At 63.4% G+C, this 23,911-nt stretch carries 23 protein-coding genes; 10 read left to right on the plus strand and 13 right to left on the minus strand.

Going from position 1 to position 23,911, the window contains the following annotated elements; genetic code table 11:
- Nucleotides 1-18: 18 nt before the first annotated feature.
- Nucleotides 19-990, minus strand: a complete 972-nt coding sequence (gene rsgA, locus ABDB81_RS01500) for a ribosome small subunit-dependent GTPase A (protein WP_346809478.1) — start codon at nucleotides 988-990, stop codon at nucleotides 19-21.
- On the minus strand, nucleotides 987-2,240 hold the full coding sequence (locus ABDB81_RS01505; RefSeq protein ID WP_137923222.1) for a M48 family metallopeptidase: 1,254 nt from the start codon (nucleotides 2,238-2,240) through the stop codon (nucleotides 987-989). Before ABDB81_RS01505 ends, rsgA begins: the two co-directional genes overlap by 4 nt.
- 148 nt (nucleotides 2,241-2,388) lie before the next feature.
- Here ABDB81_RS01505 and orn point away from each other — a divergent pair, with 148 nt between their 5' ends.
- A complete protein-coding gene (gene orn / locus ABDB81_RS01510; RefSeq protein WP_137923221.1) occupies nucleotides 2,389-3,018 on the plus strand; it encodes an oligoribonuclease in 630 nt (209 codons plus the stop codon).
- Nucleotides 3,019-3,099: 81 nt separating this feature from the next.
- Nucleotides 3,100-3,981, plus strand: coding sequence for an AEC family transporter (locus ABDB81_RS01515; RefSeq protein ID WP_160472782.1), 882 nt, complete (start codon nucleotides 3,100-3,102; stop codon nucleotides 3,979-3,981).
- Between the two features lie 56 nt (nucleotides 3,982-4,037).
- Here ABDB81_RS01515 and mog read toward each other — a convergent pair whose 3' ends face one another.
- Nucleotides 4,038-4,682: a molybdopterin adenylyltransferase gene (gene mog, locus ABDB81_RS01520; protein WP_137923219.1), complete on the minus strand. Its 645-nt coding sequence runs from the start codon at nucleotides 4,680-4,682 to the stop codon at nucleotides 4,038-4,040.
- Complete coding sequence (yjgA, locus tag ABDB81_RS01525) at nucleotides 4,679-5,296, minus strand: ribosome biogenesis factor YjgA (RefSeq protein WP_137923218.1); 618 nt, start codon at nucleotides 5,294-5,296, stop codon at nucleotides 4,679-4,681. The genes mog and yjgA overlap by 4 nt, the downstream gene beginning before the upstream one ends.
- A gap of 48 nt (nucleotides 5,297-5,344) precedes the next feature.
- On the opposite strand from yjgA, the gene pmbA reads away from it, so the two are divergent.
- Nucleotides 5,345-6,715: a metalloprotease PmbA gene (gene pmbA, locus ABDB81_RS01530; RefSeq protein WP_137923217.1), complete on the plus strand. Its 1,371-nt coding sequence runs from the start codon at nucleotides 5,345-5,347 to the stop codon at nucleotides 6,713-6,715.
- Between the two features lie 80 nt (nucleotides 6,716-6,795).
- Here pmbA and ABDB81_RS01535 read toward each other — a convergent pair whose 3' ends face one another.
- The 3 genes from ABDB81_RS01535 to ABDB81_RS01545 all read right to left on the minus strand — a co-directional run bounded on the left by ABDB81_RS01535 (nucleotide 6,796) and on the right by ABDB81_RS01545 (nucleotide 8,926).
- On the minus strand, nucleotides 6,796-7,296 hold the full coding sequence (locus ABDB81_RS01535) for a dihydrofolate reductase (RefSeq protein WP_346809481.1): 501 nt from the start codon (nucleotides 7,294-7,296) through the stop codon (nucleotides 6,796-6,798).
- The gene (locus tag ABDB81_RS01540) at nucleotides 7,293-8,087 is read right to left on the minus strand and encodes a thymidylate synthase (RefSeq protein ID WP_346809483.1); all 795 of its coding nucleotides are present in this window, start codon (nucleotides 8,085-8,087) and stop codon (nucleotides 7,293-7,295) included. Before ABDB81_RS01540 ends, ABDB81_RS01535 begins: the two co-directional genes overlap by 4 nt.
- A gap of 122 nt (nucleotides 8,088-8,209) precedes the next feature.
- Nucleotides 8,210-8,926 carry a TerC family protein gene (locus tag ABDB81_RS01545; RefSeq protein ID WP_137923207.1) on the minus strand — a complete coding sequence of 239 codons (717 nt, stop codon included), beginning with the start codon at nucleotides 8,924-8,926 and terminating at the stop codon, nucleotides 8,210-8,212.
- Nucleotides 8,927-9,528: 602 nt separating this feature from the next.
- Between ABDB81_RS01545 and egtD the strand changes: the two genes are divergently transcribed.
- Nucleotides 9,529-10,641 carry an L-histidine N(alpha)-methyltransferase gene (gene egtD, locus ABDB81_RS01550; protein WP_137923206.1) on the plus strand — a complete coding sequence of 371 codons (1,113 nt, stop codon included), beginning with the start codon at nucleotides 9,529-9,531 and terminating at the stop codon, nucleotides 10,639-10,641.
- A 127-nt stretch (nucleotides 10,642-10,768) separates the two neighbouring features.
- Nucleotides 10,769-12,025: an SUMF1/EgtB/PvdO family nonheme iron enzyme gene (locus ABDB81_RS01555; protein WP_137923205.1), complete on the plus strand. Its 1,257-nt coding sequence runs from the start codon at nucleotides 10,769-10,771 to the stop codon at nucleotides 12,023-12,025.
- A gap of 140 nt (nucleotides 12,026-12,165) precedes the next feature.
- On the opposite strand, the gene ABDB81_RS01560 is transcribed toward ABDB81_RS01555, so the two are convergent.
- The 5 genes from ABDB81_RS01560 to ABDB81_RS01580 all read right to left on the minus strand — a co-directional run bounded on the left by ABDB81_RS01560 (nucleotide 12,166) and on the right by ABDB81_RS01580 (nucleotide 16,310).
- Nucleotides 12,166-14,091, minus strand: a complete 1,926-nt coding sequence (locus ABDB81_RS01560) for a DEAD/DEAH box helicase (RefSeq protein WP_346809486.1) — start codon at nucleotides 14,089-14,091, stop codon at nucleotides 12,166-12,168.
- An 885-nt stretch (nucleotides 14,092-14,976) separates the two neighbouring features.
- A complete protein-coding gene (locus ABDB81_RS01565; protein ID WP_137923202.1) occupies nucleotides 14,977-15,192 on the minus strand; it encodes a hypothetical protein in 216 nt (71 codons plus the stop codon).
- Between the two features lie 154 nt (nucleotides 15,193-15,346).
- Nucleotides 15,347-15,619, minus strand: coding sequence for a hypothetical protein (locus ABDB81_RS01570; RefSeq protein ID WP_137923201.1), 273 nt, complete (start codon nucleotides 15,617-15,619; stop codon nucleotides 15,347-15,349).
- A gap of 74 nt (nucleotides 15,620-15,693) precedes the next feature.
- Complete coding sequence (locus ABDB81_RS01575) at nucleotides 15,694-15,963, minus strand: hypothetical protein (RefSeq protein ID WP_137923200.1); 270 nt, start codon at nucleotides 15,961-15,963, stop codon at nucleotides 15,694-15,696.
- A gap of 71 nt (nucleotides 15,964-16,034) precedes the next feature.
- Nucleotides 16,035-16,310, minus strand: coding sequence for a hypothetical protein (locus ABDB81_RS01580; RefSeq protein ID WP_137923199.1), 276 nt, complete (start codon nucleotides 16,308-16,310; stop codon nucleotides 16,035-16,037).
- Between the two features lie 420 nt (nucleotides 16,311-16,730).
- On the opposite strand from ABDB81_RS01580, the gene ABDB81_RS01585 reads away from it, so the two are divergent.
- Entirely contained in the window at nucleotides 16,731-18,845 is a 2,115-nt protein-coding gene (locus ABDB81_RS01585; protein ID WP_137923198.1) for a serine/threonine protein kinase, read from the plus strand.
- 22 nt (nucleotides 18,846-18,867) lie between these two features.
- Here the strand turns inward: ABDB81_RS01585 and ABDB81_RS01590 are convergent, their stop codons facing one another.
- The gene (locus ABDB81_RS01590; protein WP_346809674.1) at nucleotides 18,868-20,040 is read right to left on the minus strand and encodes a formylglycine-generating enzyme family protein; all 1,173 of its coding nucleotides are present in this window, start codon (nucleotides 20,038-20,040) and stop codon (nucleotides 18,868-18,870) included.
- A 299-nt stretch (nucleotides 20,041-20,339) separates the two neighbouring features.
- Between ABDB81_RS01590 and ABDB81_RS01595 the strand changes: the two genes are divergently transcribed.
- The 4 genes from ABDB81_RS01595 (at nucleotide 20,340) to ABDB81_RS01610 (ending at nucleotide 23,702) form a co-directional block, all read left to right on the plus strand.
- Nucleotides 20,340-20,780, plus strand: a complete 441-nt coding sequence (locus tag ABDB81_RS01595) for a DUF4399 domain-containing protein (protein WP_137923196.1) — start codon at nucleotides 20,340-20,342, stop codon at nucleotides 20,778-20,780.
- Nucleotides 20,781-20,807: 27 nt separating this feature from the next.
- Entirely contained in the window at nucleotides 20,808-21,332 is a 525-nt protein-coding gene (locus ABDB81_RS01600) for a DUF4399 domain-containing protein (RefSeq protein WP_160472767.1), read from the plus strand.
- Between the two features lie 376 nt (nucleotides 21,333-21,708).
- Nucleotides 21,709-21,975: a hypothetical protein gene (locus tag ABDB81_RS01605; protein ID WP_137923194.1), complete on the plus strand. Its 267-nt coding sequence runs from the start codon at nucleotides 21,709-21,711 to the stop codon at nucleotides 21,973-21,975.
- A 275-nt stretch (nucleotides 21,976-22,250) separates the two neighbouring features.
- Nucleotides 22,251-23,702 carry an efflux transporter outer membrane subunit gene (locus ABDB81_RS01610; RefSeq protein WP_346809676.1) on the plus strand — a complete coding sequence of 484 codons (1,452 nt, stop codon included), beginning with the start codon at nucleotides 22,251-22,253 and terminating at the stop codon, nucleotides 23,700-23,702.
- Nucleotides 23,703-23,911: the final 209 nt, after the last annotated feature.

The raw sequence follows: 23,911 nt of genomic DNA on the forward strand, positions 1-23,911 counted from the left end.
TCAAGAAAATATCTCAAATCACCAAGGCTTCTGCTGCCTCGACTCGTGCAGCAACTGGGTATAGAGCTCATGCCTGCGCGGTGAGATGTCACCGCCTTCGATGGCGCCCAGCACGCCGCAGCCTGGCTCGTTGATGTGATGGCAGTTGTAGAACCTGCAATCCGTCAGGCGCTCCCGGAACTCCGGGAATGCGCGTTCGAGCATGCCTTCGCTCAGATGGTGCAGACCAAATTCCTGGAAGCCGGGTGAATCGATCAGGTAGCCCGGCTTGCCATCCACCACCGCCCACGTCTCGGGCAGGTGATACAACCGCGTGAACGTGGTCGTGTGCTTGCCGGAATCGAGCTTGGCCGAGATTTCGCGCGTCTGGGCTTCCACGCCGGGAATCAGCAGGTTCAGCATCGACGATTTACCCATGCCGGACTGTCCGATCATGATGCTCGACACACCCGCGGTGCGCGGCTGCAGCGCGGCCAGTGCTTCCTCGGGGCGGCTGTTCACGGACAACTCCAGCGTGTCGTAGCCAAGGTCCTGATAGAGCTTGAGCCGGCGCCGCGCATCGTCAAGGCGCGCGGTCAAGTCGGTCTTGTTCAGGATCACCAGCGGGCGGATGTCCAGCGCCTCGGCCGAGACCAGAGCGCGGCCCAGCAGATCCTCCGAAAAGCTCGGCTCTGTTGCGAGCACGATGATGACCTGATCGATATTCGCGGCGAGCAGCTTCGACTTGAACTGGTCGGAGCGGTGCAGCAGATTCTTGCGCGGCTCGATGGCCGTGATCACACCTTGGTCGGCGGCAGCGAGTTCGATGCGAACGTGGTCGCCCACGGCGGCGTCGCTCTTCTTGCCGCGCGGGAAGGCGTGCAGATGCGAGTGGTCTGCGCGCTCCACCACGTAATGGCGGCCATGCGCGGCAACGATCAATGCGGATTCGGACTCGGCGCCCTTGCCGGCACTCTTCCCGGCGTTCTGGTGGCGGGAGCTGCGGTTCATGCGTTGTACGAGAGCAGGCGATCGATCCGTTGCGCGGCAGGCGGATGCGAGTAATAGAAAGCGCTATAGATGGGGTCGGGCGTCAGCGTCGACGCATTGTCCTTGTACAGCTTCACGAGTGCCGACACCAGATGGCCGGCATTGGTCTGATGCGCGGCAAACTCGTCGGCCTCAAACTCATGCTTGCGCGACGACTGGCTGGCCAGCGGTCCGAGGATGAAGGTGAAGACCGGCAGCGCCAGGAAGAACAGCACGAGGGCCAACGCATCGTTGCTGGTGCCCAGGTTCGGCAGCACGCCCAGATCCATGTAGAACCATTCGCGCGTGGCAAGCCAGCCCAGCACCGCCAGGAACACCAGCGACAGCGCAAACGTGACCGCGATCATCTTGGCCACATGGCGACGCTTGAAATGGCCGAGTTCATGCGCCAGCACCGCTTCCACTTCCTCGCCGTCTAGACGGGCCAGTAGCGTGTCGAAGAAGACGATGCGCTTGGCGGCGCCAAAGCCGGTGAAATAGGCATTGCCGTGCGCGCTACGCTTGCTGCCATCCATCACGAACAGGCCCTTGCTGGCAAAGCCGCACTTGCGCAGCAGCGCCTCGATGCGTACGCGCAGGCCGTCGTCGGTCAACGGCTCGAAGCGGTTGAACAGCGGCGCGATGAAGGTCGGCACGATCACCTGCAGCAACAGGCTGAAACCCACCCAGAGCAGCCACGCATAGAGCCACCAGTAGGTGCCGGCGCGATCCATCAGCCAGAGCACGGCCAGCAGTAGCGGCAGGCCCAGCACTGTGGCGACCGCGGCCATCTTGGCGAGGTCGGCCAGCCACAGTCCCACGGTCATCTTGTTGAAGCCAAAGCGCTGCTCGATCACGAACTGGCCGTAGAGCGAGAAGGGCAGGTCGAACAGGCCGCCGATCAGCGCCACGCTGGCTACCAGTGCCACGCCATAGAAATAGCCGCCGCCGTCAAAGACCTGCAGCCAGAACTGGTTCAGTGCGTGCAGGCCGCCCAGCATCGTAAAGCCGATCAGCACGGCGGCACCGGTCAGTACCTCCAGCATCGACAGCTTGGTACGAGCGATGGTGTAGTCGGCGGCCTTCTGGTGGGCGGAGAGGGTAATGGTGTCGGCAAACCGTTCGGGCACGGCGCCGCGGTGGCGGGCGACATGGCGAATCTGGCGGGAGGCCAGCCAGAGCTTGGTCAGCACCATGACGACCAGGGCGGCAAGAAAGATCAACGTGAACATCGGCAAGCCTTGTTGGGATGACGCAGTGCGCAAAAGCTGCGCGGACGCCATTCGGGGCAGATATGCGAGAATTATAAGTTGTTCGCCCCCGAGCCAGCCGCGCCCGGGGAAAATCCCTTCCGAATCCCATATCGAGCCGTACCGCAAGATGACAAGCCCCGCCGCATCCTCCGTGAAAAGTGAAAACAACCTCGTCTGGCTGGACATGGAGATGACCGGCCTGCAGCCGGACACCGACAGGATTATCGAAGTGGCGGTAGTGGTCACTGACTCCGAACTGAATATCCTGGCCGAAGGTCCGGTGCTGGTGATCCACCAGTCCGATGCTGTGCTCGATGGCATGGACAACTGGAACAAGGGCACGCACGGCCGTTCGGGCCTGATCGACAAGGTCAAGGCGTCCACGCTGACCGAGGCGCAGGCCGAGGCGGAACTGATCGCGTTTCTGAAGCGCTGGGTGCCGGCCAGCAAGTCGCCGATGTGTGGCAATTCCATCTGTCAGGATCGTCGCTTCATGGCGCGTTACATGCCGAAGCTCGAGGCGTTCTTCCACTATCGCAATCTCGACGTCTCGACGCTCAAGGAACTGTGCAAGCGCTGGGAGCCGGCCATCCACAAGGGTTTCCACAAGCGCCAGTTGCACACGGCGCTGGCGGATATCCTGGAGTCGGTGGAAGAACTGCGCTACTACCGCCAGCATTTCATCAAGACGCCGGCCGAGGCGGCCGCGTCGCTGCCGGCTCCCGAAGCACCGGCTCCGGATGCGCCTGCCGCCTGAGTCCCGCGCCCGCATGAGAAGTTGGCGGGCTGGCCCTGACGGGGCGGCTACGCCGTCCCGATAGCTTTTTTCCCCGCCCCCATGTTCACGCGCATCGTCTCGATCATCACGCCAGTCATCCTGATCATCCTGATTGGCTGGATCTACGGGCGTCGTGCCCATCCGGACATGACCGGTATCAACCGGGCCATGCTCGATGTGATCGCACCGCTGCTCGTCGTGTCGGCGTTCATCAGCAAGGATTTCGTGCTGGCGGACCAGTTGGTGTTGCTGGCCTGCGCGGTGGCCGTGGTGATCGGATCGGGCATCCTGGCCTACGTGGTAGCCAAGGTGCTGAAGGCCGATCCCCGCACTTTCGTGCCGCCGATGATGTTCAACAACAGCGGCAACATGGGGTTGCCGCTCTCCGTCTTTGCGTTCGGACCGGTGGGTCTGGCGCCTGCCGTGGCACTGTTCGCGGCGTCCAACCTGATGCATTTCACGATCGGGCTGAAAATCGTCAACCGTCACGCCTCGCTCACGCAGATCGCGCGTAATCCAATGGTGCTGGCCACCGTGGCTGGCGTGGCACTGTCGCTGGCGCGACCGTATTTTTCGCTACCCGATCCCGTTTACGAATCGATCAAACTGCTGGGTGACTCCACGGTGCCGCTGATGCTGTTTGCGCTGGGTGTGCGCATGAAGGACGTGAGCCTGCGCAACTGGGGCATGGGCCTGCTCGGTGCGGCGGTGTGTCCGCTGGCCGGCATTGCCGTGGCGCTGCTGTTGGTGTGGTGGGTGCCAATGACCGATTTGCAGCGCGGGCTGCTGTTCGTCTTTGCCGCGCTGCCGCCCGCGGTGCTGAACTTCCTGGTTGCCGACCACTTCCGACAGGAGCCGGACCAGGTGGCGTCGATCGTGTTGCTCGGGAATATTGCGGCGGTGGTGTTCGTGCCGATCGGGTTGTATCTGGGGCTGAAGTAACGGCTCGCTCCCCGCCGGTTTGCTCCCTCACTCTTGCTTTGCGGGAGAGGGGAGCCCTAAACCGCTGCGGGCTTAACCCGCACCGCACTCTTCGGCCGAAACGCCTTTACCACGCCCTCATCGGTTTCCATATACGGGCCGCCAATCAGGTCGATGCAGTACGGAATCGCCGCGAACACCCCTTGCACCACGGGTTTGCCGTCGGCGTCGCGCAGTCCTTCCAGTGTTTCGCGGATGGCTTTCGGCTGCCCGGGCAGGTTGACGATCAACGCAGCGCGGCTCGGCGTTTCGCGGATGACCGCCACCTGGCGTGACAGGATTGCCGTCGGCACGAACTTCAGGCTGACCTGGCGCATCTGCTCCCCAAATCCCGGCATTTCCTTCGTGCCTACAGCCAGAGTCGCCTCGGGCGTCACATCGCGTCGCGACGGCCCGGTGCCGCCAGTGGTCAGCACCAGATCGCAGCCCACCACATCCACCAGTTCGATCAGCGTCTTCGAAATGAGCGCCTGCTCATCGGGAATCAGTCGCTCCACGACCTGCCACGGCGACGTCAGCGCCTTGCCAAGCCAGTCGCGCAGGGCCGGAATGCCTTCGTCCTGATAGGTGCCGGCCGAGGCGCGATCGGAGATCGATACCAGACCGATCACGATTTCGTCGGGATGGCTGCGCGCGACTGGCGACGTGGCGGTTGCGTTCATTCGTCGGATTCCCCGGGTTCGGTGGGCTCGCCTTCCTCGGCTGCACCTGCCTTGATGTCCAGCGCCGTCTTGATGGCCTGGAACAGCTCGCGGTAGTACTTGGGCGGCTTGCCGGATTCCTTTTCCTTGCGGGCGTTGCGGATGATGTTGCGTACCGCCTGGACGTCCACGCTGGGGTGCTCGCCCAGGAACTTGGTCAGGTTGGCGTCATCGGCCAGCAGCAGGTCGCGCCAGCGCTCGATCAGGTGCAGCTTGGCGGTTTCGGCCTTGCTGGTGCCCTTGAAGCCTTCCAGCGCGGACTGGATCGCGGCCACTTCCTCTTCATCGAGGTTGCGCATGACCTTGCCGACGAACTGCATCTGGCGGCGCTTGCCTTCGTGATTTGTGATCTTGCGGGCGGCGAAGATCGCGTCGGCCACGGCTTCGGGCAGTGGCACGCGCAGCAGGCGGTCCTTGGGCAGCGCCTCCAGCTCGGCGCCCAGCTTCTGGAGCGCCGTCGAATCCCGCTTGCGCTGGGATTTGCTGATGGGCTGGTCGTCGTCTTCCTCCGGGGCAAAGGCGCCCGGGAAACGGCCGTTGGAGTTGTTACGGGTATTTCGCGTCATGGGCGGCATTTTATCTTGCTATGATTCCCGTTTGCACTTTTGATCACGCCCGCCCATATGAGCCAGACCGCCGAACAGACCGCGTATTTCACCTATACCCAGGACGAGCTCAAGGCCATGGCGGCCGATGTGCTGCGCGTGGCACGCGAACTGGGTGCGAGCGACGCCGCCACCGAGATTTCCGAAGGCAGCGGCCTGTCGGTCACGGTACGCAAGGGGCAGGTGGAAACCATCGAGCAGAACCGCGACAAGGTCGTGGGCGTGACCGTCATGATCGGCCAGCGTCGCGGCAATGCCAGCACCTCCGATTTCTCGCCGGCTGCGCTGCGCGCCACGGCCGAGGCTGCCTACAACATCGCCCGGTTCACGGCCGAGGATGACTGCGCGGGCCTGGCCGAAGAGGATCTGCTCGAACGCGATCCCAAGGATCTCGACCTCTTCCATCCGTGGAGCATCGATGCCGCTGGCGCCATCGACATCGCGCGACGTGCCGAGGCCGCTTCGTTTGCCGTATCCCCGAAGATCAAGAATAGCGATGGCGCGAGCGTATCGGCCCAGCATTCCCAATTCGTGCTGGCCACGTCACGTGGTTTCGTGGGCGGCTACCCTTATTCGCGCCATTTTGTGTCGGCCGCGCCGATCGCCGGCTCTGGCGGTGGCATGCAGCGTGACGACTGGTACTCGTCGAAGCGTGCCCCCGAGGCGCTTGCCGAGCCGGAAGCCATTGGCCGCTATGCCGCCGAGCGCGCGCTGGCCCGCCTGAACGCGCGCAAGCTGTCCACGCGCAAGTGTCCGGTGCTGTTCGAGGCGCCGCTGGCCGCTGGCCTGCTGGGCGCTTTCGTCCAGGCGGTATCGGGCGGCGCGCTGTATCGCAAGTCCACGTTCCTGCACGATTCGCTTGGCAAGCAAGTCTTTGGCTCGCATATCCAGATCCACGAGAATCCGCATCTGCCGGGCGCGATGGGCAGTGCACCGTTCGACGAGGAGGGCGTGCGTGTACATGAGCGCGATGTGGTGCGCGACGGCGTGGTGGAAGGCTATTTCCTGTCGACCTATTCGGCGCGCAAGCTGGGCATGAAGACCACCGGCAACGCTGGCGGCTCGCACAACCTGACGCTGACCAGCTCGCTGACCCAGCCCGCCGATGACTTCGCGGGCATGCTGCGCAAGATGGGCACTGGTCTGCTGGTGACCGAACTGATGGGGCAGGGCGTGAACTATGTCACCGGCGATTATTCGCGCGGCGCGTCGGGCTACTGGGTCGAGAACGGCGTGATCCAGTATCCGGTGGAAGAAATCACGATTGCCGGAAACATGGTCGAGATGTTCAAGCAGATCGTCGGTATCGGTTCCGACGCGCTGGTGCGCGGGACCAAGGAAACTGGGTCGATTCTGATCGAACAGATGACGATTGCCGGGGGCAATTGAGGCGTAGCGCTTTCGCCCCCTGATGGTTGCGCCCCTCTCCCGCAAGGCGGGAGAGGGGCGCATAGCCCAAGCGGGGAGACTTACTCCTCCCCCGAAGCCGGCCTCTCATACACCACGAACGCATACTCAAAACCATTCGCCTCCGAATGGTGCGTCTCGCGCGCTGTTTCCAGCCATGTCGAACGATCCACTGCCGGGAAGTGCGCATCCCCTTCCACGTCGGCATCGATCTCGGTGACGATCAGGCGGTCCGCTGACGGTAGCGCCTCGGCGTAAAGCTGTGCGCCGCCGATCAGGAATACCTGCTCCACGCCCACGCAAAGCCGCTGGGCATCTTCGAGCGAACCCACCACCTCGGCACCTTCGAGCTTCAGGTCTCGGTTGCGGCTGACCACGATATTGCGGCGGCCCGGCAGCGGGCGGCCGATCGAATCCCAAGTCTTGCGGCCCATGATGATGGGTGCGCCCAACGTGGTGCGCTTGAAGTGCTGCAGGTCTTCGGGCAGGCGCCACGGCAGCGTGTTGTCGCGGCCGATCACGCCGTTGCGCGCGCGCGCGACGATCAGGGTCAGCAACGTCATACGGCCACCGGCGCCTTGATTGCAGGGTGCGATTCGTAGCCGACCAGTTCGAAGTCGTCGTAGCGGTAGTCGAAGATGCTGTCGGGCTTGCGCTTGATGTTCAGCGTCGGCAGCTTCAACGGCTCGCGCGAGAGTTGCGTCTGCACCTGCTCGAAGTGGTTGCTGTAGATATGGCAATCACCGCCGGTCCAGACGAAGTCGCCCACATCGAGGTCGCATTGCTGGGCAATCATGTGCGTCAGCAGCGCGTAGCTGGCGATGTTGAACGGCACGCCGAGGAAGATATCGGCGCTGCGCTGGTACAGCTGGCAGCTCAGCTTGCCGTCTGCCACGTAGAACTGGAAGAACGCGTGGCAGGGCGGCAGCTTCATCTGCGGAATCTCGCCCACGTTCCACGCCGACACAATCAGGCGGCGCGAATCGGGGTTGTTCTTGATCTGCTGCACGACCTCGGTGATCTGATCGATATGACGGCCGTCTGGCGTGGGCCATGCGCGCCACTGGTAACCGTAGATCGGGCCGAGGTTGCCGTTGGCATCGGCCCACTCGTCCCAGATCGTGACGCCGTTGTCCTTGAGGTACTGGATGTTGGTGGAGCCCTGCAGGAACCACAGCAGCTCGTGAATGATCGACTTCAGGTGCAGCTTCTTGGTCGTGACCACCGGAAAGCCAACGCTTAGATCGAAGCGCATCTGGTAGCCGAACACCGAGCGCGTGCCGGTGCCCGTGCGGTCGGACTTTTCGGTGCCATGCTCGAACACATGGCGCATGAAGTCGAGGTACTGTTTCATCGGCGCGTGGGAAGGGAATGTGATGTCGGCGTTTTAACTGCAAGGTGGGGATTTTAGCCTATCGGCACCGTTAACGAAGCTGGCCGCCCGGAGGCGGCCAGCTTCAACTCAGGTCAGCCAGTTCAGTGGCTTTCCACCGGCTTTTCGGTGGTCTCGCGCGAGCCGCGACGCTTCTGCGTCAGGTAGCCGGCGCCAAGCACGCCACCCACAAGAACCACGTACAGGCCCCACTTGATCACGGGCTGCGACTCGAAGAACGCCTTCGTGATCGGTTCGCCCAGGATCATCTTCACGGCCGTGAAGGCCAGCACGCCGGCGCCGATGTAGATGATCGACGGATAGCGCGACATCAGCTTGAGCACCAGGCTCGAACCCCAGACCACGATCGGAATGCTGATCAACAGGCCCAGCACTACCAGCAGGAAGCTGCCATGGGCAGCGCCGGCCACGGCCAGCACGTTGTCCACGCCCATCACGGCGTCGGCGATGATGATGGTTTTCATCGCACCAACCAGCGTGGCAGCGCCCGCGCCATGCTCGTCGCCATCTTCCTCGGCGGCCAGCAGCTTGTAGGCAATCCAGACCAGCGCCAGGCCACCGACCAGGAGCAGGCCGGGGATCTTGAGCAGCCAGACCACGCCGATGGTCATCGCCGAACGGACGACCACGGCACCGACGGTGCCCCAGACAATGGCTTTCTTCTGCAGGTGGGGCGGCAGGTTACGCGCCGCCAGGGCGATCACGATGGCGTTGTCGCCGGCAAGAACCAGGTCGATGACGACAATAGACAGCAGTGCCGTCAGGAACTGCATCGTGAACAGATCAGTGAACCACTCCATGTACGCTCCTCAATGTGCGAAACAGCTGCGGGCCAGGCGGCCAGCAAGGTCTTTTATTTCACATCCGGGATCTGGGGCGAGCGCAGGAAGTCCGATGGGGGCTGCCTTTGCAAACCATAGAAACCAGGTGTGCAAAGGTCTTGCTCGACTGGCTGCCGCGGAATGCGCGTCAGAGTCAGCACAACCGGAGACGGGTCGCGTCTCGGAATGACGATTGTGCTAAGGGCAAAGATGCCCCCAAGCTACTCCCCTTTAACTTCCCTTTCTGGAAGGGATGCGTGCCCGTCAGATACTCCGCCGAGCACGTTGGACGCGATTATAAGGGAACTACGAGGAAAAATGTTGCACTGCCGAGGTGGGGTTTGTATGTATTCAGAATCGGACATTGTCTGTCGTGGCGTCTGACGGAGATCGCCCGACAGACTTGTAAAGTGATGCAACGTATTGTGGGTGTATAAGCTTATGCACCTATCCTGTTTGGATTGGCCAGGCAGAAGTGCGTCGGACAGGACAGGCGCGCATCCCCGGCCAACCGCCGTGCCTTGCACAGGCGGTGCCTTAGAGGGATGCCACGTAGTGCCCATCGACAACAAGGACAAGTCATGCCGGCCGTTACGACACCCAGTCAGCCCCCCAGCCAGTCAAGTTCCCGCTCCCACTCCCACAACAACGGTTCAGCCAATCACCACAATCACGCCACGCCGACGCTAGCGCCCGAACCGGGCATCGTCATTGGCAATGGCCACGCTCGAGCAGGCGCCGCCCCCCAGCCGGAATTCGTGCAGCAATACCGTGAGGATAGCGGTGCGTTGCGTGCGGAGATCCTGCGCGGCTTGATTGAAGCCCAGGCCCGAATCAGCCCTAAGTTCTTCTACGATGTGTTGGGCTCGCGGTTGTTCGAGGCCATCACCGACCTGCCCGAGTATTACCCCACGCGCACCGAGGCATCGATCTTCAACAATATGGCGCCGGCCATTGCGGCGCGGGCGGGCAGTGGCTGCGTACTGATCGATCTCGGCGCTGGCAACTGCGAGAAGGCGGCGCGGTTGTTCCCGAGCCTGCAGCCGGCGCAGTACGTGGCTGTCGATATATCCGTCGATTTCCTGCGCGGCACGCTGTCGGGCCTGCAGCAACAGCATCCGCAGATCCCGATGTTGGGGCTGGGCGCGGACCTCTGCGGGCCGCTGGACCTGCCGAGGAATGTGCGGCGGGGGCGTCGGCTGTTCTTTTATCCAGGGTCCAGCATCGGCAATTTCAGCCCGATCGATGCATTGGCGTTGCTGCAGCGTCTGCGCGCGGCAGCCAGTCCCGGTGACGGCGTGCTGATTGGTGTGGATCTGTTCAAGGATGCGAGCACGCTGGAGGCGGCCTATGACGACGCGCTCGGCGTGACTGCCGCGTTCAACCGGAACGTATTGCGCAACGTGAACCGCATCGTCGGCAGCGACTTTGCTCTGGAGGACTGGCGGCACGCCGCTACCTTCGATACGCAGTCGTCGCGCATCCAGATGCATCTGGAGTGCGTGCGGCCCGTGACGGTGCGATGGCCGGAGGGCGAGCGCCAATTCGCGGCCGGGGAACGTATCCACACGGAGGATTCGCACAAGTATCGGGTGGAGGATTTCGCGATCCTGCTTGAAGCGGCTGGCTTCACCGATCCGGTGAGCTGGACCGACCCCCAGGGCTGGTTCGCGGTGTTCCACGCGCGCGGATAGAGAGTTCGGGAAGCCTCGCCGCCAGCAGGGTGAAGCGGGGCCGGCCGGAAACCGTGCGCGCGCGATGTCATAATGCGCGCAGCCGGGCCGGCCGGCCCTTTTTTCATTCTCTGACACGGATATTTCGATGAGCGGATTCTCCATGCTTCCCGATCTCCATTTCACCGGCGGCAATGCGCAGTGGCCTGACGCGCGCCGCCTGCCGCGTGAAGGGTTGGCGCAGGCGCTGGTGGAATCACGCAATCGCACGCTCGCGTGGCTCGGTGCCTTTGGCCAGACCCGCAAGGGCTGGGATGTGCCGCGCCAGTACGATTGCAACCCGCCGCTGTGGACCCTGGGTCATATCGCCTGGCACGCCGAATGGTGGTGCCTGCGCGGCGTGCGTCATCTGGAGCAGGGCGGCATCCGCCTGCCGGTAGCCAGCGAGCCGTCGTTGCTCGATGGCGCCGATGAATGGTTCGATCCAGACCGGATCGGCCCTGACGAGCGCTGGGAAATCGTGCTGCCCGATGTGAGCCGCGTGAAGCAATATGCCACGCAGGTGCTCGACGGCCTGCTGCGCCGTATCGCGCTGTTGCCCGATGACGAGGACGCGACGCTGTACCCGTTCCGTCGCGCACTCTGCCATGAGGACGCGCAGGGCGAGACCGTGGCGACGCTGCTGCAGGCGCTGGGCATGGCGCCCGTGGAGCCCGCCGCTGTGGGTCCGTCGATATCGCAGTCGTCGGGTGGCACGCTGCATTTCCCGGGCGGCAATTTCACGCAGGGCTGGGCCGAGGCCGATGGGTTTGCCTGGCCCGACGAATTGCCGCCGCAGAAAATTTACGTCCCGGCCTTCGAGATGGATGCCTCGCTGGTGACCAACGCCCAGTTCCTGGAGTTCGTCGAGGATCGCGGCTATGAGCATCCGTCTTATTGGTCGGTTGCGGGCCGGCAATGGTTGATGACGCAGGAGCGCTCGGCACCGCGCTACTGGGGACGCCATGCGGTCAGCCGTAGTTGGGTGGCATCGCGCTTCGGCACCGAGCGCACGTTGAATCCCGACGAGCCGGTGCGCCATGTCTCGCTGTTCGAGGCGCAGGCCTGGTGTGTCTGGGCAGGTCGCCGCTTGCCGCAGGAAGTGGAATGGGAACTGGCGGCCACGCAGAACCGCGGCCTGCAGTGGGGCGCGCTGCGCGAATGGACGGCCACGCCGTACGAACCGTACATCGGGTTTGTCGCAGAGCCGACCGACGGCGAAATCATCGGCCGCTTCGGCACGCATCAATCCGTACGCGGCGTATCGTTCGCGAGCCCGGCACGCGCACGGCATGTGCGGGCGCGGACAGCGTTGTTGCCGGAGGACGATGTGTCGTTTGTGGGGTTTCGGAGTTGTGGGGTTTGAGTAAATCTCTCCGTTGTCTTGCTCCCCTCTGCCGCTATGCGGGAGAGGGGTTGGGGGAGAAAACACTGGGCAGGTGAAACGCAGGAGCACCAACAAAAAAGGCACCCGAAGGTGCCTTTTTCATTTCTCATTTCTGAGAATCAACGCTCGTAGCGCGAACGGCTGTTGCCGTTGCGTTGGCCGCCGAAGCCGCCGCGATCGTTGTTGCGGTCGCCGAAGCTGCGGTCGCCAAAGCTGCGCTGTTCGCCGCCGAAGCCGCGGTTGCCGTCGCGCTGGCCGCCTTCGCGGTTGCCGAAGCTGCGGTTGGCATTGGCGCCATCGCGGTTGAAGTTGCGCTCGCCGCCACCAAAGCTGCGTTCGCCGCCGAAGCTGCGCTCACCGCCACCGAAGCCGCGTTGCTGGCCTTGACCTTGGCCCTGGCCGCGATAGCCGCCCGTGTTGCCACGGTCGCCGAAGCCGCGTTGTTCGCCGCGATCACCGAAACCACGGTTTTCGCCGCCGCCGAAGCTGCGTTGCTCGCCGCCACGGTCGCCGAAGCCACGGCTTTCGCCTCCGAACTTGCGGTCGCCGAAGCTACGCTCGCCGCTGCCGGAGTTGCCACGATAGCCGCCGCCGTTGCTGTTGCCATTGCCACGGTAGCCGCCACCGCTGCCACCGCCATTGCCGCGGTAGCCGTCACGGCCGCCCGGCTTGCCGCCGAAGTTCGAACGGGGCTTCGGCGTGCGACGCGGTTCGTGACCTTCGATCACGGAGGCGTCCACGCGGTTGTTCGTGAAGCGCTCGATACGCTTCCACTGGAACATGTCGTTGTGGTTCACGAGGTTGATCGCCACACCCGAGCGACCGGCACGACCGGTACGGCCGATACGGTGCACGTAGTCTTCTGCCTGCTTGGGCAGGTCGAAGTTCACGACGTGGGTGATGTCGGGCACGTCGATACCACGTGCGGCCACGTCGGTGGCCACGAGCACGCGCAGGTTGCCGCGGCGCAGGGCCGTCAGCGTGCGGTTACGCGCGCCCTGGGTCATGTCGCCGTGCAGGGCACCAGCCGAGAAACCGGTATCCGACAGGCGCTCGGCCAGCGAATCGGCATCACGCTTGGTAGCCGTGAACACGATGGCTTGCTTCAGCGATGCGTCGCGCAGCAGATGGTCGAGCAGGCGTTCCTTGTGCGACATGTCGTCGGTGAAGTGCAGGCGCTGTTCGATGTGGCTCTGGTCGGCGCGTGCGGCAGCGATCTCGATGCGTTGCGGATCCTTCAGCTGGCGCGAGGCCAGTTGTGCGATACGTGCGTCCAGCGTGGCCGAGAACATCAGCGTCTGGCGCGAAGCCGGCGTGGCGGCCACGATGGCGTCGATGTCATCGGCAAAACCCATGTCCAGCATGCGGTCGGCTTCGTCGAACACCAGCATGTCCAGCGCGGACAGGTCGATGCGGCCGGCTTCGATATGGTCGAGCAGGCGGCCCGGCGTGGCCACGAGGATGTCCGGCATGCGCGAAAGCATGGCCAGCTGCTTCGGGTAGGGCATGCCGCCCAGGATGCTGGCGCACACGATGCGGCGCAGATGGCGGCCGTACTTGGCGGCGGCTTCCGTTACCTGCAGGGCCAGTTCGCGTGTCGGCGTCAGCACCAGCAGCGACGGCTGCGCGGGCGACGGACGGGGACGCTTGCCCTTCATGCGCTTGGCGGGTTCGGTCGGGCGATTCGTGAGCGGCTTCTCGCTGATGCGCTGGATAGCGGGCAGCATGAACGCGGCAGTCTTGCCCGAGCCGGTCTGGCTCGAAACCAGCAGGTCCTTGCCGGCCAGGAATGCGGGAATGGCCTGTGCCTGAACAGGCGTCGGGTCGTTGTAGTTGGCTTCAGCCAGGGCGCGCAGGATGGCGGCGTCGAGGCCGAGTTTGGCGAAGCCGCTTTCCGGCACATCGGCGGCTACGATCGGGGCTGCGTCGGTGTTGAGCAGGGCGTCGAGCTTGTCGAGCGGGCTCACGGCAGCGGCGGGCGTGGCGGATGCGTCGGTGGCGGAGGCAAAAGGTTGCTCCGCACGGAAATCTTCGTGCTGGGTCATGTCGTACGTACGTATTAAATATGCATGGCACCCCGGGGCAAATGTGATGCTCGAGGGTGGGCGCAAGTGCAAAGTCTTAAAAAAGGCTTCGGCGCCAATCGGTAGGCCGTTCGACAGACTCAGCTGGCAACACGGCGGCAGGCAGGGTGGGCAACTGGCTGATTCATATTCAACCGGTCGATTATCCCTGGCAGGCAAACAGCGCAATGGACTACAGGCTGTTCATCAGGATCGGAGACGAGGCGACGTCAGGTGAGCGGTGCGTTCTGGCCAGGCACCTGTCTGAACTTCGTGTGATGACAGAGGCAGGGAGCAGATATTGGGAGGGCAGCGGATACGCCATGGGCTGATGATGCCGGGCGTGGTGCGGAACTCACAGTGCGAAACTCACGGCGCGAAGTATAGCAGAACACTTATTTTTTTGCTGCACCGCGAAACGGTCAAACACGTGCGCAATCGTAATCAAACGTAAGCAGGCATGTGAATTGTGCGATTCAAGCGCAGCCCGCGTCGCTTGATTGTCGGAGACCGCTGCCTATACTCCAGTGCGCGGGCCACGCCCGCAATGGGGCGGACGGATTCACGTCCCGATGATCCTGCCTTTGGCAAGGTTGGCTTGCCGCTCGGCTCGGGCATTGCGGTCATTGATGCCATCGCCACGTTTCCTCCGACTGTCCGGGTGGTCCGGATGGGCGTCCGCGTCATGGGCGGAATCCATGGGAAACATGCCTGGCACAGGAATGACCGGAATCGCCGGTGACGCAGACCCAGGAGGTCCGGGCCCGTCCGCAACCAAAGCCCGCCAATTGCTTGGCGGGCTTTTCTTTTATCCCTCGCTTTTTCGCTTGTTTCTTTATCGTGCCGGGGATCTTTCGCGCACACACTTCACTTGCGCGGCGTCCCGGTCTCCCGTTCCTCCCCTGCATCCTGCGGCGTGCCCGGAAAACCCTGCGGATACTGGATCAATCGCGTCAGCGATGGTCGTCGATGCGATTGCCAGCGATAGCTGCCGGCCAATCGGGCGCCGCCGATGATGGCGGTCATGGCCTCGCGGTCGAGGTCCATGTTTTCCGACAAATCCTTGATGACGATGACTGCCATGGCGTTCTCCAGCTTGCGGACCTTGCCTCGGCCGGCCGGAACGGCGCCGGTCGGGCGGCGCCAGGGCAGGCGCGGGCCCGATTCAGTATAGGCAAGTGCAGTGGCCGCAGTGGTGCCCGCAATGCGTGGCACCACTGCGGCACGCTGGCCGGGCTCAGACTGCAGCCCAGTTGCCGCCCCATTGCGAGGGCTTCACGTTCAGCGCGATGTTGCCCAGGTCCACGCCGACGATCTTGTTGTTGTTGAACGCGGCGACGTTCACCTGCTGCAACTGCTGAACGTTCTGGTTGATGTTGATATTGACGTTGGCCAGCGGACCCATGTTGCCGGCCTGGCTGAGCCAGCTGTTGCCGCCACGGATGGCGGTAAGCGACTTGCGATCGAGTTCCTTGCTGGCGGCAAGGTCGCGGACGATGATCGATGACATGGTGAACTCCTTCAGGTGCGTGTTGCGGTGGCGCGCGGGGCTGCCGCGCGCCGGTGCGTGTCGATGACGATGTCTTAGCGCCAGACGTTGTTGGTGGCGTTCTGGTTCGTGTCCACCGTGTTGCGCATATGTTCCTGGAACGCCGAGCCGTTGGCGAAGGCGTTGTTCACGCTCTGCATCTGCTGGTTCTGCTGGTCGATCTTCAGGCTGGAGTCGAACGACAGCTTCACGGGGGCGTAGACGCTGGTCCACGGGGCGAAACCGAGGCCGCCGCGTACGGACTTCATGCCGGTGGTGTCGAGGGTGGCGGTGCTGGACAGGTCGAGGATGGTCAGGGTGCTCATGGCAGTCTCCAAATACTCAGGTGCGATGTGGTGTGCGAATTGCGTGTGGTGCGAGTGCGTGCGATGCCGGATCAGACGGCGCCGTAGACGTTGTTCTCGGCGTGCTGGTTCGTCGTCACGTTGTTGTGCATGTTGGCCTGGAACGCCGAGCCGTTGCCGAAGTAGCTCGTCACGTCCTGCATTTGCTGGTTCGACTGGTTGATCTTCACGTCCTTGTCGAAGGACAGCTTGAACGGGCTGTAGACAGTGGTGATGGGGGCGAAGGCAAAGCCACCGCGTACGGCATGCAGTGCGCGGGCGTCGAGGGTTTCGGTCGAGGACAGGTCCTTGATGGTCAGCTTGGTCATGATGGTCTCCAGAAACAGGTAGGTGAGGCTTCGGTGTGATGAGCATCGGGTTGGTGTCGCGCTCGGACCAGATATCGCAGGGAGCGTGCCAGCGCGTGCCACCTGCGCGAATAAATTTTCGAAAGCGTTGTGGCACAAGGCTTTGCGGGCGATGCACACGCGCTGGCATCACTGTGCGAGCGGGGCGGGGAGGGGGAGTGTGATGGCCGCGCGCCAACAGAAAGGTGTTGGGTGTTGGCGCGCCAGCGACGGCTGTGGGCGCCGCGCATCAGTGCGGCATTGCGAATGGCCGGAGTGCGCACTAGTATCCATCGAAGGCCCTGTGCCGTGATGCGACGGATTCGCGGCATGCGCGAGGCCGCAATATAGTCGGCAAGTAGTCAGCAACCCAGTCGGCAACCACTCGTCGGGATGCATCGGATGCCCAGCCTGACCGAACTCATCAGGAACTTTCAGCGCGGCAGCCTCTCGCGCGACGACTTCCTTGCATCGGTAGATCTGGCCCTCAAGGACGATCAAACCGACTCCACCCAGTTTGCCCGCGTGCTCACTGAGGAGCACACGCGCTTTCCCCTGCCTCCGGCGGTCTATGCCGAAGTGATGCACCGCATCGACTCCCATGTGGCCACGCAGTTCGATCCCGTCGACCGTGTCCAGGACATGCATGCTGGCAGTGCAGGCGAAGAGACACGCATCGAACCGGATCATGCGGATCGCAGCGCGCCGGCCACGGGACATCCCTATCAGACGGGCAGCAATACGGGAAGTCAAAGCGGCCACTTCACCGGCGGCCAGATTCCATCGGGTCCCACCAAGGGTGTGGGCGACACGCTCAATGGTCGCTTCGTATTGGAAGAGTGCCTGGGCGTGGGCGGCATGGGCACGGTCTACAAGGCGCTGGACCTGCGCAAGCTCGAAGCGTCGGATCGCAAGCCCTACATTGCGATCAAGGTGCTGAACCTGCAGTTCAGCGGGCATCCCAAATCGCTGATTGCGTTGCAGCGTGAAGCGCGCAAGGCGCAGCAACTGGCGCACCGGAACATCGTCACCGTCTACGACTTCGATCGCGATGGTCCGACTGTTTTCCTTACCATGGAGTATCTGCAGGGCAAGTCTCTCAATCGTGTGTTGCGCGCGCCCGAGTTCACGGGGCTGCCCTATATCAAGGCGATGCCGATCATCGTGGGCATGGGCAGTGCGTTGGCCTATGCGCACGAACGCGGCTTCGTGCATTGCGATTTCAAACCGGCCAATGTGTTTCTCACGGATCGCGGTGAAGTGAAGGTGATCGACTTCGGCATTGCGCGCGGCTTCCAGCAGCCTGCTGACGATGCCGACCAGACCGTCTTCGATCCGGGTTCACTCGGCGGCATGACTCCGGCGTACGCCAGCCCCGAGATGTTCGAGCATCGCGAGCCCGATCCACGCGACGATATCTACGCGCTGGCCTGCGTCAGCTATGAACTGCTGACGGGCAAGCATCCGTACGACCGGGTGTCAGCCACCGAGGCACGCGCACGCAACGTGAAACCCGCGCAGCCCAAGACGTTGTCGCGTACGCAATGGAAGGCGCTGCGCCAGGCGCTGTCGCTCGATCGCGCTACGCGCACGCCAACCGTGACGCGCTTTCTGGCGGGACTCGGCGGACAGCCGGAAAAGGCCAGCCCCGTGGTGCCGCTGCTCGTGGGCGCGGCGATAGCGGGTGTTGCCATCGCCACGGGCGTTGGGTATTACCTGTGGCGGGGCGATGTCAAGGACGGTGGGCAACCAGCGCCTCCGGTGGCGTCCACGCCGGCTACGCAACCTCCGCCTGCACCATCCATCGCCGAACAGGAAGCGCCCAAGCCACCGACAGCGGTGCCGCTCAAGCCAGAAGCCGTGGCCGCCGTGCTCGCTGCCACGCCATGCGCGCTGCTCAATGCCGATATCAAGGGCAATGTGCTGCAGGTGGATGGCTATGTGGCGGAGTCGGCTATCGGCGGATTACGTGACAAGCTCGGCAAGCTGGGCGGCGTGAAGACGCTGAAGCTCGACGCGCAGCCGCTGACAGCGGACAAGTGCGATGTGGTACGCATGATCGCGCCGTACTGGTCAGGCAACCGCAAAGCGGGAGAGAAGGGGGGCGTCGCCTTGCTCCATACGCGCGGCGGCACGCAGTTGACCGAAGGCACACCGCTGGTGCTCGACCTGAAAACGCCGCCGCATGAAAGCTACGTCTATGTGGATTACTTCGTGGCCGATGGCAAGGTGGCGCATCTGGTACCAAGCGCACGCGTGCAAGGGCATCAGGCACCGGCCAGCTACAGCGCGACGATTGGTGATAGCGGCGACTGGGTGATATCGAAACCGTTCGGCACGGAACTGGTGGTGTTGCTGACCACGCCCGAGCCGCTGTTCAAGTCGCGGCGTCCCGATTTCGAGACGCGCCAGGAATATCTGCGCGCACTGGAGAAGCCGCTCGCGCAGATGGCGAGCAAGCATGGGCGCGATCAGGTCAGCGTGGATCTTGTGCAGATCGCCACGCGCGCGAAGTAGCGCACGCGGCATCCATCAGACATCAATTTGCATCGCGCGCCACGCGGAAGCCATTCTGCGATTGCCGCACGCTCGTGCTGTATTTGAAGCGTGTGGAAGAAACCATGTAGCTGGCCCCTTCACGCCATGAACCGCCGCGTATCACGCGGGATGTGCACGCGGGCTCTTCCCAGGCGCGCCCATCGACGGGGGCACCCTTGTACGAGCTGTGCCAGCAATCCGCCACCCATTCCCAGACGCTGCCATTCATATCGTGCAGGCCGAAGGGATTGGCGGTGAACGATCCCACGTTGGCCGGCGCGGCATCGCTCCACGGATCGCCGCAGTCCTTGCAGTTGGCGTTGCCCTTGCTCATCTTGTCGCCCCACCAGAATGCGGAACTGGTGCCGCCACGCGCCGCGTATTCCCATTCGGCTTCGGTCGGCAGACGGTAGGGCTTGCCCGTGGTCTTCGATAGCCATCCTACGTATTGCTGCGCGTCATCCCAACTGATGTCGCGCACGGGTGCGTTCTTCATATCGGCATTGTTGGTGGCGATGCGCGGGCACACGTTCGCATCGGCACACGCGTTCCATTGTTCGATCGTGACTTCGAACTTGCCGATGGCGAATGGCTTGTTCACCACTACGTGATGCGGCGGGCGCTCGGCGGGGTCACTGGTGCTGCTGCCCATCGTGAACGAGCCGGGCCGGATGGTCACCATGACCGGGCACTGCGGACAGTCGCGACTCTCGCCACCGCGTGCTTCGCCGGGTTTGGTTGCAGCAGGTGGTGGAGTCTCCTTGCCTTCGTTCGCCATCGTGACCGTGCCTTGCGAGATCGCGCCGCCCGCGCGCGAACGCGGTTGATTGCTGGCGGCGGGCGGTGTGGATGGCGATGGCGCCGAAGGTGGCGCGGACCGCGCAGCGGGCGGCGGTGTGGGTGCCGGAGCGGGCTTGGCCTCGGCCTTGGGCTCGGGCTTTGCGGCCGGTGCGCTGGGCGCGGCCGATGGCCCTGCCGCGCGGATGCGGTCGAGCCTGGACTTGGCCAGCGCCGCGAACTTGCCGTTCGGATACTGCTTCAGGTAAGCCTCGTAGTCGCCGGCGTAGTTGCTGTTCTTGATCGAATCCCAGAACGAGAGTTCGTACTGCTCGTCGCTGTTCTTGGGCAGGATGCCGGCTTCGGCGGGTGCCACGAGGAAATCGTCGATCCGCATGGCGCCGCCCGCAACGATCGCAACAACGATCGCAGGCAGCGACACCGCTAGTGCTTTCCGCCACATAATCAGCCCCCCTTGAAGCGAATCGGCACGCGGTGTGGAGTTGTCGTGACGTGGTGCCTGCCGTTTCAAGATAGCACAGCGTTTGTGCGGCGAAAGTTCGCTTTTTGCTGGTGGCCGCACTACGCTGAATGACAAATCGAAGCGCGCATCGGAAAGATCGATCAAGAAACCGCTCCCGCGCAACGCATCTCGCGCGGCGTGTGCAGCGGACAGTTCTCCCGGGAGGAGCCGCCATGCCCAGACGATCCCTGTGCCGTGTGCTTGCGGCTGCGCTGCTCGCCACGGGTGCCGCGCTATTCTCCACACTCGCCATTCCGCTGACACCGGCACCCAAGGGTGCCGAGACCTACATCATCTGGCCGGGCGACGGTGCCGTCATCGAGGGCGGAAAACTGTGGGTGCGCATGGGCCTGAAAGGCATGGGCGTGTGTCCCAAGGGCATCGAGCGTCCGAACTGCGGACACCATCACCTGCTGATCGATGTCGAGCTGCCGCCGCTCGACAAGGAAATCCCGAACGACCGCAACCACCTGCACTTCGGCGCGGGGGAGACCGATGCCCGCATCGAACTGCCACCCGGCAAGCACACGTTGCAACTGCTGCTGGGTGACAGCAAGCACGTACCGTTCGATCCGCCGATTTACTCGAAGAAGATCACGATCACCGTGCGCTAGCGCACACGGACTTCAGCGGAGAGCGCCATGACAAAGATCGGACCGAAGCTGTATGGATCGCTGGTGATCGCGACGGTGGCGTGGCTCGGTGCCGGCGCCGTCCACGCGGCCGATGCATCGGCACCTGGCGCCTCAGGTGCGCATGCCGGCCATGCGTCCACGCCCGCCGCCAGTAGCGCGAGCGGAACGGGCCCCACGGCGGCACCGAAGAATGCCTATCTCTATATCGGCTACCCCAACAACAACCAGACGATGCCTGCGGGCAAGCCGATCAAGGTGTGGTTCGGCCTGCGCAACATGGGCGTGGCACCCAAGGACGTGAAGTTTCCGAACACGGGCCACCACCATCTATTGATCGACGTGGACCTGCCGCCGCTGGACAAGGAAATCCCCAACGATCGCAACCACCTGCACTTTGGCGCGGGCGAAACAGAGACCACCATCGAACTGCCACCGGGCAAGCACACGCTGCAATTGTTGATGGGCGACGAGAAACATATCCCGACCAACCCGCCCATCTACTCGAAGAAGATCACCATCTACGTCAAATGACCCGGAGCGATAGAGGCGGGGCGGTCCGCCTGTCTCCGGCGCGGCGCACAGCGATGTGCGCCGTTTTTTTTGTGAGCGTGCCGATGCGCTTTCTATCCCGATTGTTTTCTCCCCTCTCCCGCAACGCGGGAGAGGGGAGAAAACCAGAGGGGAGCAAAAAATGTGGGAAGTAAAACGACACCCCCAACACCACCTGTCTCTCCACACCAAACACCCTGCCGCTCGGCAAACCACCCCCATCACCCGCAATCCCTTACCCCACAACGATTTCCACTTTTTTCAAAGACCTGGCACGCTCCCTGCGATATATGGTCCGAGCGCGACACCAACCCGATGCTCATCACACTGAAGCAACTTTCCTCTCTAGGAGACCATCATGACCACGCTGACCATCAAAGACCTGTCCTCGACCGAAACCCTGAGCGCCTCGTCGCTGCAAGCCGTTCGCGGCGGCACGCTGTTTGCCCCGCGTACGTCGATCTTCACGCCGGTGAGCATTTCGTTCGACAAGGACATCAAGATCAACCAGTCGAATCAACAAATGCAGGACGTGACGAGCTACTTCGGCAACGGCTCGGCCTTCCAGGAACACCTCAGCAACACGGTGCGCACGAACCAGAACGCACACAACAACGTGTACTGATTTGCAGAATGCGCGCGGCACCGGCGTCAAAGTCCGCAAGACGCCGCAAGCCGCACGGGGAGCTTACGCCGGGGAGATTCCTCCACCCCGGCGATTTTTTTGCCCATGCATTGCGTGACGATGCATGCGGGGGTTGCGCTCCGCCAGCGCCGCACCACAATACAGATCGAACGCCAGGACGCACTGCCACGGTCCACTGGCGCTCGGAGCAGGATGCCATCGTGATCGATTTCGCCTTTGCCTCGCGCCGCCCGTTGCCGCATATCGCGGCATCCCTGACCGTGGTGCTGTCCGTGATCGGGATGTCCGGCTGTGCCGACTTCCGTCCTCCCGAATACAAGCGTCCCGATGTGCCCGGCAAGGCCGCGTGGTCACCGAGTGAGTCCGTGACCGTATCGCCTGCCGAGACCATCGTGCCCGACTGGTGGAAGGGTTTTGGCGATCCCTACCTCGACCAACTCGTGGCCCGCGCGTTGAGCGGCAACTACGACATCAAGGTGCTGGCCGCTCGTATCCGCGTGGCCAATACGCAGATTGCCGAAGCTCGCGCGGGTGCGCTGCCGGTATTCGACATCGGCGCGGGTCTCGATGTGAGCAAGACCACCGGCCAGGCTGTCTCGAAGACGTACAACCTGGGTGGCACCGTGAACTGGGACATCGATGTATGGGGCAAGGTGGAGAAGGGCGTGCAGGCGCAGACCGCCGAGTTCCGCGCCACCGAGGCCGACTGGCGTGCGGGATATCTGGCGCTGGCCTCCGATGTATCCATTACGTACTTCACCATCCTGCTGCTCGACGAACAGGTGGAGCAGCAGCGCCGCACGCTGGGCCGCAACAGCGACATCCTCGGCACCTACAAGGCGATGCTGGCCAATGGCCTGCTACCGCAGATCCGCGTGATGCAGCAGCAGGCGGAAATCAATCGGCTGACCACGGATCTGATCGAGCTGCAGCGTTCGCGCAATGTGGCCGAGAATGCGCTGGCCACGCTGGTGGGCACGCCGGCTGGCGAATTGAAAGTACCACCGGGGCGCTTGCAGGACCGCGTGAAGTTGCCTGCCGTACCGGCTGGCCTGCCGTCGCAATTGCTGGCGCGCCGCCCGGACATCATCGCGGCCGAGTACCGCGTGCTGGCCGCGTACAACCTCGTCGGGCAGGCCCGGCTGGCGCAACTGCCGAGCATCAGCCTGACCGCGCGCGGCGGCACGGCCAGCTTTGCGTTATCGGATCTCATGAAATCCTTCACGTTCGGCTTCATGCCGAGCATCAACCTGCCGATGCTCGACCCCAGTGTGAGGGCCCGCGTGAAGACCACCGAGGCCAATGTCGGCGTGGTGGAGAACGAGTACGGCCGCACTGTGATGACCGCGTTCGAGGAAGTGGAAAGCTCGCTCGTGAACGTGGATGCCCACAAGAAGCAGCGCATCGAGTTGCAGCAGCAGGTTGACCAGTTGCGCGTGGTCGGTACGCAGATCGAGGCACAGGCGCGCGAGGGCATTGTTTCGCAACTCGAAGTGTTCGAGTCGGAGCGTTCGCTGCTGAGCGCGCAGCAATCATTGTTGGCCGTCCACCAACAAATCCTGGCCGATACCGTCACGCTCTACAAGGCGCTCGGCGGCGGATGGTCGGACGTCAATGTTCGCAATGCGCCGCCTGCTGATGCTGCAAGCTCGACGGCTGGCCCGGCGACACCCGCCGCCGTCCGCGCGCCGAACGCGGCGCGTTAGCCGCAACACCGCACAAACCGTTTCATCTTTGAAACCCGCACCGTGCGTGCGTTTGCGCAACGCTGCGGCGCAGCGCATTGACTCCCTTCAGGCGTGGCCTACTATGTTCTTACCCGTGACCTGCCGCCTTCGTTCGATGTCTGCCACTGCGCGTGGCGGTGTCGCGTTGCGGATGCGCGCCACGGGCTCCACTGTTGGTTCCGCTGAGA

It is taken from the genome of Cupriavidus sp. DL-D2, assembly GCF_039710735.1.
Taxonomy (GTDB): Bacteria; Pseudomonadota; Gammaproteobacteria; order Burkholderiales; family Burkholderiaceae; genus Cupriavidus.